Origin of the sequence: Amycolatopsis keratiniphila (genome assembly GCF_000400635.2) — a bacterium.
Taxonomy (GTDB): domain Bacteria; phylum Actinomycetota; class Actinomycetes; order Mycobacteriales; family Pseudonocardiaceae; genus Amycolatopsis; species Amycolatopsis keratiniphila.
In genome coordinates this window covers 4,344,768-4,360,290 of sequence record NC_021252.1, presented here as the reverse complement: position 1 = coordinate 4,360,290, position 15,523 = coordinate 4,344,768, and the positions used below count along the sequence as shown (strand labels likewise).

Here is a 15,523-nt window from a genome sequence, read left to right as displayed (position 1 = left end):
GGAACCTCTCCACTCAGAACTGGGGTTTCACGACAGCGAAACGGCGAGCACGTCTTGCCAGCGCGCTCGGAGCTTCAGCCGGTCGGTTTCGGCGATGGCGGGCTCGAAGACCCGCCCGGGTGGCTGGTGGGCGACGGCCTCGGCCAGCGAAGGCCACAGTCCCAGCCGGGTGCCGGCGAGATAGGCGGCGCCGCGCAGGCTGGCGGTGGCCGAATCCGCCACCCGTTCGATGGCGAGACCGGTGAAATCGGCCTGGCTCTGGAGCAAGGGGTCGCTCGCCGCCAGACCGCCGCCGACCCGCAGATGGGTCATCGGCCGGTCCATGGTGGTGCGCAAGGCGTCGGCGGTGTCGCTCACCGCGTGGGCGATCCCGTCGATCACCGCCCTGGCCAGGATCTCCCGCGTGGTCGCCAGGTTCAGCCCGGCCAGCATGCCGCGGGCGTCGGGCCGCTGCACCGGGGTGCGCAGTCCGGCCAGCGTCGGCACGAACCACGTCGCCTCGCCACTGGGCTGCGCCGCGGCCAGCGCGCTGATCTCGGCCGCCGAAGCGAACAGGCCGAGGTCTTCGATGAGCCATCGCAGGGCGGAGCCGGTGGTCGAGGTGTAGGACTCCAGGCTGAACCGGCTGTGGCCGCCGCTGCGCCAGGCGACCAGGCACAGTACGCCGTCGAGACCGCCCACCGCTTCGGGCGGTTCGTCACCGGCGAGCGCGCCGACGAACGTCCCGGTGCCATGGACGCAGGTGGCCTGGCCGGGTTCGAGCGCGCCCAGCGCGATCAGCGACGCGTGCTGGTCGCCCATCACCGCCGCGATCGGCACGCGGATGCCGAGCAGTTCCGGGTCGGTGTAGCCGTAGTCGCCGTCGTCGTCCAGCGGCGGCGGCGCCGACTCGGCCGGAAAACCCAGTGCCTCCAGCCATTTCGCGTCCCAGGCGTGTTCCCGCAACCGGTAGCCGCCGAACGCGACGGCGTTGGTCGCCGAGATCGCGTACCGCTCGCGGCCGCTGAGATGCCACACCAGCCAGGTGTCCACCGAGCCGAAGAGCGCCCGCCCGGCCGGAACGCCGAGCGTCTCGAGTTGCCTTGCGGCCCACAGGAACGGGGCGCGGGTGCCCACCGGACGCCCGGTCGCGGCCCACAGGTACCGGTCCCATTCGGGCGCGAGCTTCGCCAGCTCGGCGGCGTAGCGGCTGTCCTGCCACACCACGGCCGGTGCCAGCGGACGCCCGGTCTCGCGGTCCCACAGCACGGCTGTCGCCCGCTGGGTGCAGATCGACATGCCTGTGATCTCCACGCCCTTGTCGGCGGCCCACGTCACGGCCTGGCGGGCGACGTCGACGGTCCGTTCCAGCAGCTGCATGGCGTCCTGTTCGACCTCGCCCGGCCGGGGATGGCTCACGTCGATGGCGGTGTAGAAGGAGGGCCCGCACTGTCCGTCCTCGCCGACGACGGCCGCGCGAGTGCCGGTGGAACCCTCGTCGACGGCCAGGATCCCGCGCCGCATCACGCGCTCCTACGCTTGAGGTCGATGGTCTCGTCGTCGGGGTCGACGCCGCTGCGGGTGGGGTCCCAGCGGACGATCAGGCAGGAGACCAGGCCGAGGAACGGCACCACCGCGAGCAGGGCGATCGTCGGGCCGAGCCCCATCGATTCCTTGATCTGCGGGAACACGTAGAGCCCGATGACACTGCCGAAGCTGCCGAGCATCCCGGTCACGCCGGTGCCGAGGGTGCGGATGTCACTGCGGTAGGACAGCGCCGCGATCGATTTGCCGTTCGCGCCCGGTCCGGCCGAGTGGAAGAAGATGAACAGGAACGGCAGCAGGAAGCCGACGGCGATCGGCAGCTTCCCGAAGCCCAGCCCCATCACCAGCAGGATGGCGAACGCGAAGGCGTAGCCGATGGCGGAACTCGTCCGCAGCCCGATCTTCCTGCCGAAGTACGCCGAGAGCGCGCCGCCGATGATCCCGGCGATGTTGAAGATCATCGATCCCAGGGTCGCGGTCTGGAACGCCTGCCCGAAGATCGCCAGGCTGATCACCGGCAGGTACCACCCGACGGCGAAGTACTGCATCGACTGGGTCAGGGAGATGGCCGTGGACAGGAAGGTCCGCGGCAGATACGGCTTGCGGAACAGCACCCCCGCGTGCCGGAACCCGATCTTCTGTTCCGTGGCGGGATCCGGCCCGCTGCCGGTGCCCGGGGTCACCTGGAAACCGTAGATCCGGCGGAGGCTGACCGCCGCTTCCGCGAGCCTGCCCTTCGCCGCGAGCCACGACGGGCTTTCGACGAGGAACAGCAGTTGCAGCACCAGCAGGACGATCGCGAAGACACCGGCCGAGCCGACGGACCATCGCCAGATCCCCACTCCGGCGTCGAGCTGGAAGAACACCAGCGTCAGCCCGAGGTTCACGGTGGTGGCGACGTACCAGACGGACTGCCAGAGATTGAGCCGCCCGCGCAGCTTCGCGGGGGTGTACTCGGCGAGCATCGCCATGGCCACCGCGAAGTCGATCCCGTAGGCGACGCCGACGAGGCCGCGTCCGAACCAGACCTCGCCGAACCCGCCCGCCGTCGCGGTGAGCACGGCCCCGATCGCCGCGATCGCCTTGGCCGCGATCAGCGGTTTGACGCGGCCGATCCGGGCGGCCAGCCAGCCGCCGATCGGGTTGAACAGGATGGCCACCGCCGGTGCGGTCGCGGTGAGCACGCCGACCTGGGTGGAGCTGAGGCCGAGCTCCTTGATCATCGGGGACAGGCCCGCGCCGAGCGCGGCGTTGGAGTAGGCGTCCAGGAACAGCCCGCCCAGCACCAGATACCACAGCAAATTGGCCTTGCGCGGCAACCTCGAAAGCCCGTTGACGAGCGCGGCCACCTGGGAGACGTTCGAAATAGAGCCTGTCGGGCTGAGCGTCGATGAACTCATGGACCGCCAACTTTCTGCGCTGGCTGTCAGCGATCCGACACAAAAAAAACAGACACGACGAAGACCGCTGACAGTGGCTCTTCGTCTGTGCCTGTCTGAAGGGAGAAGAGTAGATCCCGATCCGTGGTCCGTCAAGACAGTGCCTGGTCCGGCCACATAGGACACTCGCGCGGAAAGATCTTCGCTGAGTGCCGGGGATTCCGGTCGGAGATCGGCGGGGGAATGCGTGCCGTGCCTTCCGGATTTCGGCCGCGGCTGATCGCGGGGCAGGTCCGTGAAGGCCTCCTTACCTACCTTGAAGGTAGTGAAGGAGGCCTTCACTACCTTCAAGGTCGTACGGACGCTTACGCCTTCGGCTGATCCCGCCACCAACGCTGACCGGCTTCGGGCAGCGTCGAGATCGGGTCGTAGTACGGGTACCGCCGCTGCAAGGCTTCCGGGTCCTCGTGCTCGATCCCGGTGCGGTAGTTCTTGGTCCAGTACGAAATCCCGAGCTCGCGGTCGTACTCGGCGAGCTGGTGCACCCAGCGCTTCCCGACGTACGGCACGTCGCAGACGATGCGCGGAGTCGCGTAGCCGGGCAGGTAGCCCATGATCGCGTGCTGCAGTTCCTGCGCCTCGTGCACGGAAACCCGCCAATGCTCGGCATTGGGGATCATGTCGCACATGTAGAAGTAGTACGGCAGGATGTTCGCCTCGCCCTGCAGCGCGAAGCACAGGTCCAGCAGGTCGGCCGGGGTCGCGTTCACGCCCTTCATCAGCACGCCCTGGTTGCGCACGTCGCGGACGCCGACGTCGAGCGCGGTCCTGGCGGCTTCCGCGACCAGCGGGGTCACCGACTGGGCGTGGTTGACGTGGGTGTGGATCGCGAGGTTGACGCCGCGGCGCTGCGCGGTGCCGGCGACGCGTTCGAGGCCTTCGACGACCTTCGGCTGGATCCAGTGCTGCGGCAGGGCGGCGAGAGCCTTGGTGGCGAGCCGGATGTCGCGGACGGTGTCGATGTCCATCAGTCGCATCAGGAACGACTCCAGCTGCGGCCACGGCACGTTCGCGACGTCGCCGCCGGAGACCACGACGTCACGCACGCCAGGGGTCTTCTTCAGATACTCGATCATCGCGTCCTGGCGGTCGACCGGTTTGAGCGAGAGCTTGTGCTTCTCGATCTGTTCGGTGGAGTTGCCGACCAGGTCCATCCGGGTGCAGTGCCCGCAGTACTGGGGGCAGGTGGAGATCATCTCGGCGAGGACCTTGGTGGGGTAGCGGTGGGTCAGCCCCTCCACGACCCACATCTCGGCCTCGTGCAGCGAGTCCCGCTCGGAGTGCGGGTGGCTCGGCCACTCTGTGTCGCGGTCGCTGCGCACCGGGAGCATGTAGCGGCGGATCGGGTCTGCGTACCAGGCCTCGGTCACTTTTGCCGGGTCGGTGCCCGCGTTGGGCGCCATCGTGTTGATCATCTGCGGCGGCAGGAGCATCGACATCGTGGCCATCTCGCGCTGGTCGGCGAGCATGTCCTCGTAGAAGCGCTCCTCGAGCTGATCGCCCATCAGGGCGCGCAGCTGCTTGGCGTTACGGATGCAGTGCACTCGCTGCCACTGCGCGTCGCGCCACTCTGCCTCGGTCACGTCGTGCCAGCCGGGGAAGCGGCGCCAGTCGGGTTCGATCAGCTCGACCCGGGTGTAGTCGTAGGGCTGATCGTAGGCGGCCACCGGCGAGGTCGGTTCCTGGATCGCAGTCACTTGTACTCCTCGTCGTCGGAAACGCGTGAAAATATCCTGTCACATCGTTCGGAAGACGTAAATATTCCTGTCCTGCGTGGTGTGTCGAAATCTCCCCGACCCGCCGGTCACGTGGTCGTCCGCACGCTGCAAACTCAGGAGGGTGACGAACGCGCGAACGACACTCCTGCTCGGCGGGCGCATCTACAGCCCCTCGGCTCCCGACGCCACCGCCATGGCGATCACCGACGGCATCGTCGTCTGGGTGGGACAGGACGGCCCCGCCAAAGCCCTTCATCCCGACGCCGAACCGGTCGATCTCGACGGCGCCTTCGTCGCCCCGGCCTTCGTCGACGCGCACGTCCACGCCACCGCGACCGGCCTGCACCTCACCGGGCTGAACCTCGCGAACGTCCGCGGTGCCGCCGAACTCCTGGCCGCGGTCCGCGACGCCGTCCGCCCCGGCCAGGTGCTGGTCGCGCACGGCTGGGACGAATCCCGCTGGACCGACGGCAGGCTGCCCAGCCGCGCCGAGATCGACGAGGCCGCGAACGGCGCCCCGGTGTACCTGAGCCGGGTCGACGTCCACTCGGCACTCGTCTCCAGCGCCCTCGTCGCACTGGCCACCGGGGTGCACGACGCGCCGGGCTGGTCGGCCGACGGACCGCTGACCCGCGACGCCCACCACCTCGTGCGCGCCGCGATGCGCGACGCGATCACCCCGCGGCAGCGCCGCGAGGCCCAGCGCGCGTTCCTCGCCGAAGCCGCCGCGCGCGGTGTCGTGAGCGTCCACGAATGCGCCGGTCCGGACATCTCGGGCGCCGAAGACCTCACCGACCTCCTCACGCTCGCGTCCGGACCGGGCCTGCCGGAGGTCGTCGGCTACTGGGGCGAGCGCGGCGGAGTCGAGACCGCCCGCGCGCTCGGCGCCAGGGGAGTCGCGGGCGACCTGTTCGTCGACGGCGCGCTCGGCTCGCGCACGGCCGCGCTGCACGAGCCATACGCCGACGCCCACGGCACCTCCGGAACGCTCTACCTCGACGCGGCCGCCATCGCCGAGCACGTCGCCGCCTGCACCGAGGCCGAACTGCAGGCCGGTTTCCACGTCATCGGTGACGCCGCCGTCGCCGAGGTCGTCGAAGGGTTCCGGCTCGCGGAGAAGACCGTCGGCCGTCGCGCGCTGGCCGCACGGCACCACCGGCTCGAGCACGTCGAGATGATCGACGCCGACCAGGCGAAGGCGCTCGCCGGCTGGGGAGTGGTCGCGTCGGTCCAGCCGCAGTTCGACGCGGAATGGGGCGGCGAGCACGGCATGTACGTCGACCGCCTCGGCGGCGAACGAGCCCCGAAGCTCAACCCCTTCGCCGCCATGGCCGCCGAAGGGCTCCTGCTCGCCTTCGGCTCCGACGCTCCCGTCACGCCTGTCGACCCGTGGGCCACCGTCCGTGCCGGGACCTATCACCGCACGCCGGGTTCGGGACTGTCCGCTCGCGCGTCCTTCACCGCCCACACCCGCGCGGGGCACCGAGCCGCCGGGGTGAACGACGGTGTCACCGGCAGCCTGGTCCCGGGCGCTCCCGCGCACTACGCGATCTGGGACGCCGAGGATCTCGTCGTCGCGACGCCGGACTCGCGGGTGCAGCGCTGGTCGACCGACCCGCGCGCGGGAGTGCCCCCGCTGCCGAACCTGGCCGAAGGGGCGACGCTGCCCCGGTGCCTGCGCACGGTGCGCCACGGAGAGGTCATCCACGATGTGTTCACCCGCACGGCCTAGGGTTCAGGAGTGCCCTCGACCGTGACCGATCCGGACCCCGAAGCGGTGCCCCGGAAGCGGTTCTCCCGCGCCTGGCTCCTGCGTTTCCTCGTCGCCGCGGCGTCGGGTTTCTCGCTGTACCTCAGTTTCGCGCCGCGTCCGCTGTGGTGGCTCGCGCCGCTGGCGTTCACCGGTTTCGCCCTCGTGGTGCACGGACGCAGGTTCCGGGGCGCGTTCGGTTACGCGTTCGTGTTCGGGATGGGGTTCTTCCTGCCCCTGCTGACGTGGCTGCTGGACTTCCTCGGCCCGGATTTCGGGCCGTGGCCGTGGATCGCGTTGTCGATGGCACTGTCGGTGTACCTCGGTTTCGGTGGCGCGTTCGCCACCGTGGTGTGGCGGCTGCCGCTCGGGCCGCTGTGGGCCGCGTTGGTGATCATCGCGTTGGAGACACCGCGGGCCTGGTTTCCCTTCGGCGGTTTCCCGTGGGGCCGGGTGGCGTTCAGCCAGCCCGAGGGCGCCTTCGTGTCGCTGGCCTCGATCGGCGGAGCTCCGCTGGTAGGCCTCGCCGTCGTGGCGACTGGTTTCGGGCTCGCGGCGCTGTGCCTGCGGCTGAGGGGCGCCGATCCGCGACGGTCCCTGGTGGCCGCGGCGGCGGTGACGCTGGTGCCGGTGGTGGCGGGTCTCGCGGTGTGGCCGACGATCGGCACCGAAGCCCAGGATGGTGAACTCACCGTCGCCACGGTGCAGGGCAACGCCCCGGACATCGGCCTTGCGCTGGAGGGTCGCCGCGACGAACTGCGGAGCAACCACCTCGCCGAGAGCGCCCGTCTGCTGGAAAAGCTGAAGGCGAGCAACTCCAAGGTCGACCTGCTGGTGTGGCCGGAGACCGCGATGGCCATGCGCACCGGTGACACCGGCGTCGATCAGATGGTCCGCGACTACGGCACGCAGGCGATCATCGGTGCGCTGGTCCGGCTGCCCGACGGCACCGCCCAGAACTCCGCTTTGGTCTGGGATCCGGCGACCGGCCCCGGCCAGCGCTACGCCAAGCAGCAGCTGGTCCCGTTCGGCGAGTACGTCCCGGCCCGTGAGGTCGCGAAGCTGGTGACGCCGTTCGTCGACAGCGTGGCGAACATGACACCGGGTGACGGCGCCAACGCCGCGCTGTCGGTCGCGGGCACCAAGGTCGGCGTCTTCATCTGCTACGAGACCGCGTTCGACTACCCGGCCCGCGAGTCGGTCGCCGACGGCGCGGAACTGCTCGTCGTGCCGACCAACAACGCCTGGTACGGGCCGGGGGAGATGAGTTACCAGCAGCTGGCGATGTCGCGGCTGCGGGCGGTCGAGCATGGGCGCGCGGTGATCGTTTCAGCCACCAGCGGGGTCAGCGCGATCGTCGCTCCCGACGGTTCGATCACGGCCTCCACCAGCCTGTTCACCGCAGACTCCCTGGTGGGGCGCGTACCGCTGAGGCAGCAGACTACGCTGTCGGATCTACTCGGTGTGACGACGGAGTACGGACTGCTGGCCCTGGCGATCGCCGGGGTTACCGGCGGGTACGTGCTCCGTTTCCGCACCCGGCGCGCGAGCGCCGCCAAGGCAACGAGGGAAGCGGCGGGCTGACCCGCCGGAACACGGAGGAAAAGCGGATGGCGCAGGCGCCGCGGGGGGCCCAGGGAATCGACCCGGTGCTGGTGGTGGTCCCGACGTACAACGAGCGGGACAACATCGGCCCGATCCTGGAACGTCTGCTCAAGGCACTCCCGGACGTGCACGCCCTCGTCGTCGACGACGGCAGCCCGGACGGCACCGGTGACGTCGCCGACGAACTCGCGAAGGCCGACGAGCGGATCCACGTCATGCACCGGACCGAGAAGGCCGGCCTCGGCGCCGCGTACGTCGCGGGGTTCCGCTGGGGGCTCTCCCGCGACTACGCCACCATCGTCGAGATGGACGCCGACGGCTCGCACGCGCCGGAGGATCTGCCCCGGGTGCTGGCAGCGCTCGAGGACGCGGATCTGTCCATCGGCTCCCGCTACGTTCCCGGTGGCAGCACGGTGAACTGGCCGTTCCAGCGCAAGGCGCTGTCCTGGATGGCCAACTTCTACGCGAGGGTCGCGCTCGGCACGAAGATCAAGGACATCACCGCGGGCTTCCGCGCGTATCGCCGCACGGTGCTGGAGAAGCTCCCGCTCGACGAGATCGCCTCGCGCGGCTACTGCTTCCAGATCGACCTGGCGTTCCGCACGGCGCTCGCCGGGTTCGAGGTCGTCGAGGTGCCGATCACCTTCACCGAACGTGAGGTCGGCCAGTCGAAGATGAGCGGCTCGGTCGTGCGCGAGGCGATCGTCCTGGTCGGGCTGTGGGGCGTCAAGCGTCGCTGGCAGCAGCTTCGCGGGCTGGCCAAGAAGGGCTGACGCCCAGCACGCTCACCCCGAGTTTCCCCAGTTCCTGCACCGTCGGCTCGTCCGGCGCCGCGTCGGTGATCACGCCCGCGACGTCGGACAGGGGGAGCACGGTGAACGGCGAGGCCGCGCCGATCTTCTCGGAACTGGCCAGCACGTAGGTGTCGGCGGCCCGTTTGGCGAGGGTGCGTTTCATCGCGGCCTCGTCGGAGTCGCCGGTGGTGAGCCCGGTTTCGGGGTGCACTCCGGTGACGCCGAGGAAGAACAGGTCGGCGTTGATCCCCATCGCGGCCTCCGCGGCGGCCGCTCCGCAGGTGACGGCGGAGTGTTTGAAGAGCCGTCCGCCGATCAGGAACACCTCGACCTTCGGGTGCGTGACGAGCGCGGCGGCGACCGTGGGGCTGTGCGTGACGATCTTCGCTTCGAGATCGACGGGGAGCGCCTTCGCCAGCGCGAGCGTGGTCGTCCCGCCGTCGAGGATGACCGTCGAGCCGAGCCGGATCAACGCTGCTGCACGTTTCGCGATCCGTTCCTTGCCCGCGACGCTGACCGCCATGCGCGTCGCGTAGTCCGCGGTGGCGGGAGAGATCGGCAAGGCTCCGCCATAGACCCGTTGACAGAGTCCGGCGTCCGCGAGTTCCCGCAGGTCACGGCGGATACTGTCCTCTGATACGCCGAGTTCGGCGGCGAGGTCCTTGGCCACGATCCGGCCTTCGGTCTTGAGTCGTTCCATCAGCAGGTCTCGTCGTTGCGCAGCCAACATGTGCACGTTCCTCCTTGTTCCTGCCGATTGTTGCACATTATGCTTCGTCGCATGAGCAAACCTCTGATGATCCTCATCGCCGGACCGTTCCGTTCCGGCACCGGCGACGACCCCGAACTTCTCGCCCGCAACCTCACCCGGCTCGAAGAGGCCGCCTGGCCGATCTTCCGCAGCGGGCATGTGCCGATGATCGGCGAGTGGGTCGCGCTCCCGGTGCTGCGCGGGGCGGGCGGGAAGACCGTCGCCGATCCGATCGCCAAGGAGGTCATGTACCCGACGGCCGACCGCCTGCTGCACCACTGCGACGCCGTCCTGCGGCTGCCGGGCGAATCCACGGGAGCCGACCAGGACGTCGCCATCGCCCTGTCCCGCGGACTCGACGTCTACCACCGAGTCGAGGACATCCCGGGGTATCAAGCCGCATAATGCGTCACTCGATCGAATGTGACGTTTTCGGGGGAAGGTGAGCCGTGACCGGGAAGGTCTGCGGGATGTGCGGAGGCCCGCTGCCGTCGAAGGCGGATTCACGCGGGCGTGCGGCCGTCTACTGCTCGGCCGCGTGCCGCCAGCGGGCCTACCGGTCACGGCGCGACCCCGCCCCCGATGTGCAAACCCTCATCGCCGAGGTCGGCCGCGTCGCGAACCGGCTGGCACCTCAGCCGCCGGAGGCGTTCCTCACCGATCTCACCTCGCTCACCTCCGACATCGGCAGGCTGCGGCGCATCGCCCAACTGGCGCTGAGGACCAAGGACGAAAACGTCACGCAGGCGCCCGTGACGGAAACCGTCGACGAGGTCACCTTCGCCGGGAGGATCGAAGAGCACCAGCGCGAGCTGCGCGTGCACTGCTACCGCATGGTCGGGTCCTACGACGACGCGGAGGACCTCGTCCAGGAGACGTTCCTGCGAGCGTGGCGCGGCCGCGAAGGGTTCGAAGGCCGGTCGAGTTTCCGCGCCTGGCTCTACCGCATCGCCACCAACACCTGCCTCGATTTCCTGCGGCGCAACAAGAGGGTTCCACGTCCCTACGACCCGTTGCCCGACGTCGAACAGGGCGAACCGCCGCAGTTCCTGCCCTGGTTGCAGCCGTTCCCGGACGACTCCGCGGAGATCGCCGAGGCCAGGGAAACGATGGAGCTCGTCTTCCTGGCCGCCATCCAGCACCTCCCGCCGAAACAGCGAGCCGTGGTGATCCTCAACGACGTCCTCGGCTGGAAGGCCGCCGAGACCGCGGACCTGCTGGAAACCACCGTCGCGTCGGTCACCAGCGCCCTTCAGCGCGCACGCCCCACGCTGCGCGAACGCCTACCGGAACGCCGCACCGACTGGGCAAGGACCGTGCGGCCGACCGAGGAGGAGCAGGCGATCCTGCGGCGCTACATGGCCGCCGCCACCGCCAACGGGGACAGCCGGATCATGGCCGAGCTGCTCAGGGAGGACGTGCTGGTCACGATGCCGCCGAACCCGCTGTGGTTCTCCGGTCGCGACGTCTTCCTCGAGTTCGTCGCCCAATCCCTCGATCCCACCTCGCCGACGTACTTCGGAGAGTGGAAACACCTTCCGACCGTGGCCAACGGGCTCCCCGCCGCAGCAGGCTACGTCCGGCGACCGGGCACCCGGATCTACCGCGCACAGGTGCTCGACGTGCTGCGCATCGAAGACGGGAAGGTCGCCGAGATCACCGCGTTCGAACCGCATCTGTTCCCCGCGTTCGGGCTGCCGCTGACGCTGACCTGAGGACCGATGAGATCTCCGGGCCTTCCGCGTCTCAACCGTCGTAACCGACAACGCGGAAGGAAAACCCATGAGCCTCCAGAACAAGAACGCGATCATCTACGGCGCCGGCGGGGCGATCGGCAACGGCGTCGCCAAGGAGTTCGCCGCGCGCGGGGCCCGCGTCTTCCTCACCGGCCGCCACGAACCGGCACTGACGAAGCTCGCCGGCGAGATCAAGGAGACCGGGGGACAGGCCGAAGTCGCCGTCGTCGACGGCCTCGACGAAGCCGCGGTCGACGCGCACGCGGCTTCCGTCGTTGCCGAGGCGGGCAGCATCGACGTCTCGCTCAACCTCGTCCCGCGTGGCGACATCCAGGGCATCCCGCTCGTGGAGATGTCGGTCGAGGACTACGTCCGCCCGATCACCGACGGCATCACGACGAACTTCATCACCGCACGGGCCGCCGCCCGGCACATGGTCGCCCAGGGCTCCGGCGCCATCCTCGCCCTCGACAGCGGCTCCGCCCACGGCAGCCCGATGATGGGTGCCACGGGCTCGATCGACGCCGCGCTGGACACCTTCATCCGCAATCTCGCCGTCGAGATCGGACCGCACGGCGTCCGCGCGCTCGGCATCTGGGTCGCGGGTATCCCGGAGACCTTCACGCCCGAGAAACTCTCCGCGGTGAACAACCAGCTGCCGGCGACCCCCGAAATGGTGCAGAACGTCCTCGACGGCCTCACCGAGGCCCGCATGACCAAACGCTCACCGCGCCTCGCCGAGGTCGCCGCCACGCTGGCGTTCCTCGCCTCCGACGACGCCATGGGGATCACCGGCACGTTCATCAACGTGACCAGCATGTACCCCAGCTGACCGAGCCGCCCCCAGCTCCGCCAGCACCGCCCGGATCGCGGGACTCGACTCGGCACTGCGGCGCCACGCGGCATGCACCTCGCGCGTCGGCGGGCGCCGCAGCGGCCGGGTGACCAGCCCTTCGGCCAACGGCGGGCGAGCCAGCCGCGGGATCAACGCGACGACCTCGCCCGAGGCGACCAGCGACAGCTGCGTGGAGAAGTCGTCGATCAGATGCCGCACGTCGGGTTCTTCGGGAAGGCCGGCGAACACGCGCCGGAACCACTGGTGGCAGACCGTGCCGGGTGGACTGGTCACCCACGCGTGCCCGGCCAGGTCCGCGCCGTCCAACGGCGGCTCGGCCCGCGCCAGGGGATGGGTCGCGGCCATGACGACGTCGCCGAGGTCGGTGTGCACCAGGCGCCGCGACAACGCGGGGGACAGCGGCACCGGCAGGCCGTCGGCGTCATGCAGGAGCGCGAGGTCGGCGGTCCCGGCCTCGACCGAATGCAGAGCCTGGTCGGGGTCCTGCTCAGTGATGTGCAGCCGGAGGTCGGGGTAGCGGGTCAGGAGCCGGGGATGGACCGGGGCGAGCAGGCCGCGGATACCGGTCGAGAACGCGGCCACCCGCAAGACCCCGCGCGGCGCGCCCTCCGCGACCGACTGAGCGGCCTCGGCACACCGTTCGAGCGCCTGGAACACCTCCAGCGAGGAGTCGACGACGGCCTGGCCCGCCGGAGTCAGCACGACGCCGCGGCCGGCCGGAGCGAGCACCGGCATCCCGATCTGACGTTCCAGCCGCTTGATCTGCTGCGACACCGCCGACGCCGTGAAACCCCAGCTCGTCCGCCGCCCGCGCCAACGTCCCCAGCGCGGCCACCGACCGCAGTGCCCGCAAAGCCCCGACCTCGATCATGAAGCCAGGCTACGCAATATCGTCCAAAAACCATCGCTGGACCGCAGGTAACAGCGCCGACAGGATCGACCGCATGACACCCTTCGGCTCCAACCTCGTCGCCATGGTCACCCCGATGGAACCCGGCGGCGCGCTCAGCGAACCCGGCCTCACCGGCCTGGTCGACCACCTGCTGAACACCGGCTGCGACGGCATCGTCGTCGGCGGCACCACCGGGGAGTCACCCACCCTGACCGACACCGAAGCCGCACGACTCGTCCACACCGTGGCGAACCACGCCGGCGACCGGGCGCGCGTGATCGCCGGCGTCGGCACCTACGACACCACCGCCTGCATCCGGCGAGCGAAGGAAGCCGAGGCCGCAGGCGCCGACGCGCTCCTGCTCGTCTGCCCTTACTACTCCAAGCCGACACAGGCCGGGATCGTGGCGCACTGTCAGGCGGTCGCCGACGCCACCGACCTGCCCGTGATGCTCTACGACGTCCCGGCCCGCACCGGGACGGCCATGGAAGCGGCCACCCTGATCGAACTCGCCAGCCACCCCAGGATCCGGGCCGTGAAGGACGCCAAGGGCGACCTGTTCGAAGCGATGACCGTCATGGCGCACACACCGCTGGCCTATTACTGCGGCATCGACGAGCTCAACCTGCCCTACCTCGCCGCCGGCGCCACCGGTCTGGTCAGCGTCGTGGGCAACGCCGTCGCCGACCGCAACGCCGCACTGATCGCCGCCGTACGCGGGGGAGACCTCGACACCGCGCGGATCGCTCAACGCCGGGTTGCTTCCGCTGGCGGAGGCCGTCATGCGCACGTCGCAGGGGGCGATCATGGTCAAGGCCGCGCTGGCCGAACTCGACGTCATCCCGCACGCGACGGTGCGGCTTCCGCTGCTCGAATCGCCGCCGGAGCACCTGCTGCGCCTTCGCGACGCCTTGATGTCCCTCGGCGCCGGGTTGCTCCCCGCCTGATCGGCCGCGGGATGTCAGGAAAGGGTCGTTCCTGACGTTTCCTGTCCTGAACGGCCCTTTCCTGACATCCCCGAGACACGGCGAAGCCCCCGCGGAGGGAGGTCGCGGGGGCTTCGCCGGTTCGTGGTGGGGCTAGCTACTTGTGCCGTGCGTCAGGCGGACCGGGTGGTCCTGCGTCCCTTCAGCTCGGCGAGACGTTCGTTGAGCAGATCTTCGAGCTCCGGGATCGAACGGCGCTCCAGGAGCATGTCCCAGTGCGTCCTCGGGGGCTTGACCTTCTTCTGCTCCGGCTGCCCGCCGTCCACGATCTCGGACTCGCTGCCGTGCAGCCTGCACTCCCACACCGAGGGGATCTCGGCGTCGTCGGAGAAGGGCACCTCGAACTCGTGGTTCTTGGGGCAGGCGTAGCGCACGGTGCGCCGAGGCGCGAGGTCGTGGTTGCGGTCGGTCTCGTAGCTGACCGCTCCCAGCCGGCTTCCACGGAGAACACGGTCGGCCATGATGGGGGTCCTTTCAGTCAGCTCCGGGTGGAGCCAGGGTGATGCTCACCCTATGCAACGACGATGAGGCCCAGGAGATTCCCTGGACAGCATGTCCTTGCTCACGATGAGCTGTGTCACCCGGTGGCAACAGCTTCTCCTAGTAGGAGTGGTTTCGCGCTCTGGCGTGACGTCAATACGGCCATCTTGGTGCGGATATCCCCCAGATGGGCTAGTAGTACGCCTGTCACGTCAACCGTAACTGACCGTGTTGGGCTGAGGTGGGCCCCAGGTCGCCCAGTCGAAAGTGCCGACGGCACAATACCTGATAACGGACCGTGTTCGACTCACCCTCGGACCGTGATGCCGGTGAACTTTCAACTAGCGACTGCTCGGTATCCGCGACCACCACGGTGTCCCCGGCCCGCAGCACCTCACCGTCGGAAACCCGCGCGTTGAACCGTCCCGTCTGCCCGCACCAGCACAACACCTCGACCTGCACCGGCTGCAACTCGTCCGCCAGCTCGAACAACCGCGCGGCCCCCGGGAACAACATGCTCCGGAAATCCGTCGCGATCCCGAAGCAGTACACGTCGATCTGGACGTCATCGGCCAGTTCAGCCAGCTGATCCACCTGATCGGGCGACAAGAACTGCGCCTCGTCGACGATCAAGTAGTCCACATGCCGCCCGGCCGCCCACTGCTCACGCACCAGCAACCGCAGATCGGTCTCGTTCCCCACCTCGATCGCCTTGCGCGTCAACCCGATCCGGCTGGTGATCTGCGGCTCCCCGGACCGGTCATGCCGCACCAGCACCATCCCGCGACGACCCTGCCGCGCGTGGTTGTGGTCGATCTGCAACGCCAGCGTCGACTTCCCGCAGTCCATCGGCCCGTAACAGAACTTCAACTTCCCGACGACCGGCACACCCCGCCGTGAACCCGCCACCGGCACCGACGACAACGCGTCCGTGGGATCCGGGCCACTCTCCTTCAGTACGGTCACGACGCCCGACCCTATCGGCACGCTCC

At 69.3% G+C, this 15,523-nt stretch carries 13 protein-coding genes and 1 pseudogene; 7 read left to right on the top strand and 7 right to left on the bottom strand.

What is annotated here, in order from left to right:
* Window positions 1-27: 27 nt before the first annotated feature.
* The 3 genes from AORI_RS60930 to AORI_RS60920 all read right to left on the bottom strand — a co-directional run bounded on the left by AORI_RS60930 (window position 28) and on the right by AORI_RS60920 (window position 4,660).
* The gene (locus AORI_RS60930) at window positions 28-1,503 is read right to left on the bottom strand and encodes an FGGY family carbohydrate kinase (protein ID WP_016334331.1); all 1,476 of its coding nucleotides are present in this window, start codon (window positions 1,501-1,503) and stop codon (window positions 28-30) included.
* Complete coding sequence (locus AORI_RS60925) at window positions 1,503-2,924, bottom strand: MFS transporter (RefSeq protein WP_043848121.1); 1,422 nt, start codon at window positions 2,922-2,924, stop codon at window positions 1,503-1,505. Before AORI_RS60925 ends, AORI_RS60930 begins: the two co-directional genes overlap by 1 nt.
* Window positions 2,925-3,268: 344 nt before the next feature.
* The gene (locus AORI_RS60920) at window positions 3,269-4,660 is read right to left on the bottom strand and encodes a KamA family radical SAM protein (protein ID WP_016334329.1); all 1,392 of its coding nucleotides are present in this window, start codon (window positions 4,658-4,660) and stop codon (window positions 3,269-3,271) included.
* 142 nt (window positions 4,661-4,802) lie between these two features.
* Between AORI_RS60920 and AORI_RS60915 the strand changes: the two genes are divergently transcribed.
* From AORI_RS60915 to AORI_RS60905, 3 genes are read left to right on the top strand one after another with little or no spacing between them, the layout of a single operon-like run.
* Window positions 4,803-6,413, top strand: a complete 1,611-nt coding sequence (locus AORI_RS60915) for an amidohydrolase (protein ID WP_016334328.1) — start codon at window positions 4,803-4,805, stop codon at window positions 6,411-6,413.
* 9 nt (window positions 6,414-6,422) lie between these two features.
* Entirely contained in the window at window positions 6,423-8,015 is a 1,593-nt protein-coding gene (gene lnt, locus AORI_RS60910) for an apolipoprotein N-acyltransferase (protein WP_043848120.1), read from the top strand.
* A 26-nt stretch (window positions 8,016-8,041) separates the two neighbouring features.
* Entirely contained in the window at window positions 8,042-8,809 is a 768-nt protein-coding gene (locus AORI_RS60905) for a polyprenol monophosphomannose synthase (protein ID WP_016334326.1), read from the top strand.
* On the opposite strand, the gene AORI_RS60900 is transcribed toward AORI_RS60905, so the two are convergent.
* The gene (locus tag AORI_RS60900) at window positions 8,763-9,560 is read right to left on the bottom strand and encodes a DeoR/GlpR family DNA-binding transcription regulator (RefSeq protein ID WP_016334325.1); all 798 of its coding nucleotides are present in this window, start codon (window positions 9,558-9,560) and stop codon (window positions 8,763-8,765) included. The two genes, AORI_RS60905 and AORI_RS60900, sit on opposite strands and share 47 nt — an antisense overlap.
* Before the next feature lie 51 nt (window positions 9,561-9,611).
* Here AORI_RS60900 and AORI_RS60895 point away from each other — a divergent pair, with 51 nt between their 5' ends.
* From AORI_RS60895 to AORI_RS60885, 3 genes are all read left to right on the top strand, one after another.
* A complete protein-coding gene (locus AORI_RS60895; protein WP_228688387.1) occupies window positions 9,612-9,986 on the top strand; it encodes a DUF4406 domain-containing protein in 375 nt (124 codons plus the stop codon).
* Between the two features lie 44 nt (window positions 9,987-10,030).
* Window positions 10,031-11,296 (top strand): sigma-70 family RNA polymerase sigma factor, encoded by a 1,266-nt coding sequence (locus AORI_RS60890; RefSeq protein ID WP_016334323.1) that lies wholly within the window; start codon window positions 10,031-10,033, stop codon window positions 11,294-11,296.
* A 67-nt stretch (window positions 11,297-11,363) separates the two neighbouring features.
* Window positions 11,364-12,149 (top strand): SDR family NAD(P)-dependent oxidoreductase, encoded by a 786-nt coding sequence (locus AORI_RS60885; RefSeq protein WP_016334322.1) that lies wholly within the window; start codon window positions 11,364-11,366, stop codon window positions 12,147-12,149.
* Here AORI_RS60885 and AORI_RS82210 read toward each other — a convergent pair.
* Window positions 12,042-13,044: pseudogene (locus AORI_RS82210) on the bottom strand (LysR family transcriptional regulator). The gene AORI_RS60885 and the pseudogene AORI_RS82210 sit on opposite strands and share 108 nt — an antisense overlap.
* Here AORI_RS82210 and dapA point away from each other — a divergent pair.
* Complete coding sequence (gene dapA, locus AORI_RS82205; protein WP_420806983.1) at window positions 13,043-14,047, top strand: 4-hydroxy-tetrahydrodipicolinate synthase; 1,005 nt, start codon at window positions 13,043-13,045, stop codon at window positions 14,045-14,047. The pseudogene AORI_RS82210 and the gene dapA overlap by 2 nt on opposite strands.
* 117 nt (window positions 14,048-14,164) lie before the next feature.
* Here the strand turns inward: dapA and AORI_RS60870 are convergent, their stop codons facing one another.
* A complete protein-coding gene (locus AORI_RS60870) occupies window positions 14,165-14,512 on the bottom strand; it encodes an RNA polymerase-binding protein RbpA (RefSeq protein WP_005151365.1) in 348 nt (115 codons plus the stop codon).
* Between the two features lie 226 nt (window positions 14,513-14,738).
* Window positions 14,739-15,497, bottom strand: coding sequence for a thymidine kinase (locus AORI_RS60865; protein WP_043848119.1), 759 nt, complete (start codon window positions 15,495-15,497; stop codon window positions 14,739-14,741).
* Between the last annotated feature and the right edge of the window lie 26 nt (window positions 15,498-15,523).

What these genes read in the sequence shown, in the direction of transcription:
- AORI_RS60930 (WP_016334331.1), bottom strand. Translation starts at nt 1,503, where the DNA reads ATGCGGCGCGGGATCCTGGCCGTCGACGAGGGTTCCACCGGCACTCGC.
- AORI_RS60925 (WP_043848121.1), bottom strand. Translation starts at nt 2,924, where the DNA reads ATGAGTTCATCGACGCTCAGCCCGACAGGCTCTATTTCGAACGTCTCC.
- AORI_RS60905 (WP_016334326.1), top strand. Translation starts at nt 8,042, where the DNA reads ATGGCGCAGGCGCCGCGGGGGGCCCAGGGAATCGACCCGGTGCTGGTG.
- AORI_RS60900 (WP_016334325.1), bottom strand. Translation starts at nt 9,560, where the DNA reads ATGTTGGCTGCGCAACGACGAGACCTGCTGATGGAACGACTCAAGACC.
- AORI_RS60895 (WP_228688387.1), top strand. Translation starts at nt 9,612, where the DNA reads ATGAGCAAACCTCTGATGATCCTCATCGCCGGACCGTTCCGTTCCGGC.
- AORI_RS60885 (WP_016334322.1), top strand. Translation starts at nt 11,364, where the DNA reads ATGAGCCTCCAGAACAAGAACGCGATCATCTACGGCGCCGGCGGGGCG.
- dapA (WP_420806983.1), top strand. Translation starts at nt 13,043, where the DNA reads ATGAAGCCAGGCTACGCAATATCGTCCAAAAACCATCGCTGGACCGCA.
- AORI_RS60870 (WP_005151365.1), bottom strand. Translation starts at nt 14,512, where the DNA reads ATGGCCGACCGTGTTCTCCGTGGAAGCCGGCTGGGAGCGGTCAGCTAC.